Raw genomic sequence first — 2276 nt, forward strand, 5'->3', positions numbered from 1 at the left:
CTGCACCGCGGCCGTGCCGACACCGCCCGCGGCGCCGTGCACCAGCACGGTCTCGCCCTGGCGCAGCCCGCCGCGCCGGGTCAGCGCGAAGTGCACGGTGAGGTAGTTCATCGGCAGCGCGGCGGCCGCGGTGAACGACAGCCGGTCCGGGATCGGAAACACCATCCCGGGACGGGCCGCGACGGTCTCGGCGAAACCGCCGAGACCGGGGAACGCCGCCACCCGGTCGCCGGGCCGCACGGAGGCGTCGTCGGGCGCCGAGCGCACCACCCCGGCCACCTCGGTGCCCGGCACGAACGGCAGGTCGGGCTGGATCTGGTAGCGGCCCTGGCTCTGCAGCACGTCCGGGAAGGTCACCCCGGCCGCGTGCACGTCGATGAGGACGGATCCGTCCCCGCCGGGCTCGTCGACGTCCGCGACCCGCACGGCCGCGGGTCCGTCCAGGGTTGTGACCTGGGCTGCACGCATGCGCTGCTCTCCTTCGACGCCGGTTCGCCGCGGGACGCGGTGCCCCACGGTGATTTTGCACTCTAGGTGCACACTGTAGGCTCCGGCGACAGCGGTGTGAACGCCGCCACCGACGGCAACGGCAGGGATGAACCGGAGTGGGGCCAGAGCGGACCGGGGACACCGACGGACGCACCCGACGCCGGCTGCGGACGCGGCAGGCGATCATCGACGCCCACGTGGATCTCATGCTCGAAGGGGACCTGCGGCCGACCGTCGACCGGATCGCACAGCGGGCCGGGGTCTCCCGCCGGGCGCTGTGGACGCACTTCGCCGACCGCGAGGAGCTCTTCGCCGCGGCGGGCGAGAAGACACTGGGCCTGCAGTACGCCGACGCCGGGCCGCTCCCGGTCGGGGCCGCGCTGGACGAGCGCATCGACTGGTTCTGCCGCCGCCGGGTACGGATGCTGGAATCGATCGCGGGGGTGGCCCGGGCCGCGCAGCTCTGGCTGCCGTTCTCCGCCCAGGTCCGCCGCAACCGCGCCCGGCACAACGACCGGCTCCGGGACGAGATCGAGCGGCTGTTCGCCCCGGAACTGGACCGGTTGGCCGGCCCGGACCGCACCGAGCTGGTCCGGGCCCTGGTGCTCGCGACGAGCTGGCCCGCGTGGATGGGCGGCCGCGACGACCTCGGGCTGGACGTCGCCGACGCCGCGGCCGTGCTGTACCGGACGGTGTCCGCGCTGCTGACCGCCGCGCGGACACCGCCGGGCACGGACGGGTGAGCCGGGTCGGGCCCGGCCCGGCTCAGTCCCCGCTGCGCGCGAAGACCAGGCGGTAGATCAGCAGGATCACCACCGCTCCGCCGACCGCCAGACCCCACGTGCGCAGGTCGAAGAACGTGCCGAGGTCGGTGTCGAACAGTGTGCGGCCGAGCCAGCCACCGAGCAGGGCTCCGCCCACACCCAGCAGGACGGTGATGATGCATCCGCCCGGGTCCTTGCCCGGCATCAGCAGCTTCGCGATGCCGCCGGCGAGCAGGCCCAGAATGATCCAACCGAGAATACCCATGCGCACACGGTACTGATCTTGGGGTGTCCCCGCGCGGCACCCTCGGTCCGCGGCCGCCGCGCGGGCGCGTGCGCTAGCGTTGACGGGTCCGGCGACGCCGGACACCGGCGACACGGCCGAGGTCACGGAGGTGAGCAGGTGAGCGACCGCTCCGCCCGGGAGGGTGCGGTGACGGCCCGGGACGTCGCCGAGGCGGCCGCCGGGTTCGCCGACGTCATCCCGGCCACGCCGCTGCAGCGCAACGAGCGGCTGTCCCGCCGGTACGGGCTCGACGTGTGGCTCAAGCGGGAGGACCAGAGTCCCGTCCGCTCGTACAAGGTCCGCGGCGCCTACAACCGGATCAGCCGCCTGTCCCCCGACGAACGCGCCCGCGGCGTCGTCTGCGCGAGCGCGGGCAACCACGGCCAGGGGGTGGCCTTCGCGTGTGCCGCCCTCGGGGTGACCGCGCGGGTCCACCTGCCGCGCACGACGCCCCGGCAGAAGCGGGACCGGATCGCGTGGCTGGGCGACAAACAGGTCACGGTCGTCGTCGAGGGGGACACCTACGACGACGCCGCCCGGTCGGCCGAACGGGACGCGGCGGAGACGGGCGCGGTGCTGGTCCCCCCGTTCGACGACCCGCGCACGATCGCCGGGCAGGGCACGGTCGCCGCCGAGATCGTCGCGCAGCTCGGGCGGGCCCCGGACGCCGTGGTGGTGCCCGTCGGCGGGGGCGGGCTGCTGGCCGGGACGCTGGCCTGGCTGCGCGAGGAGGCCCC

4 protein-coding genes are annotated in these 2276 nt (G+C 74.9%); 2 read left to right on the top strand and 2 right to left on the bottom strand.

What is annotated here, in order from left to right; genetic code table 11:
* Positions 1–468, bottom strand: a 468-nt coding sequence (locus SACPADRAFT_RS0208820; protein ID WP_007027331.1) for an alcohol dehydrogenase catalytic domain-containing protein, incomplete at its 3' end; no start/stop codon positions are given.
* Positions 469–605: 137 nt separating this feature from the next.
* Between SACPADRAFT_RS0208820 and SACPADRAFT_RS0208825 the strand changes: the two genes are divergently transcribed.
* The gene (locus SACPADRAFT_RS0208825; protein ID WP_007027332.1) at positions 606–1232 is read left to right on the top strand and encodes a TetR/AcrR family transcriptional regulator; all 627 of its coding nucleotides are present in this window, start codon (positions 606–608) and stop codon (positions 1230–1232) included.
* Between the two features lie 22 nt (positions 1233–1254).
* On the opposite strand, the gene SACPADRAFT_RS0208830 is transcribed toward SACPADRAFT_RS0208825, so the two are convergent.
* Positions 1255–1518, bottom strand: coding sequence for a GlsB/YeaQ/YmgE family stress response membrane protein (locus SACPADRAFT_RS0208830; protein WP_007027333.1), 264 nt, complete (start codon positions 1516–1518; stop codon positions 1255–1257).
* A 138-nt stretch (positions 1519–1656) separates the two neighbouring features.
* Here SACPADRAFT_RS0208830 and SACPADRAFT_RS26535 point away from each other — a divergent pair.
* The coding region (locus tag SACPADRAFT_RS26535) for a pyridoxal-phosphate dependent enzyme (protein ID WP_157577122.1) at positions 1657–2276 on the top strand (620 nt) is incomplete at its 3' end.

The organism is Saccharomonospora iraqiensis subsp. paurometabolica YIM 90007 (genome assembly GCF_000231035.2).
In the GTDB taxonomy this organism is placed as follows: domain Bacteria; phylum Actinomycetota; class Actinomycetes; order Mycobacteriales; family Pseudonocardiaceae; genus Saccharomonospora; species Saccharomonospora paurometabolica.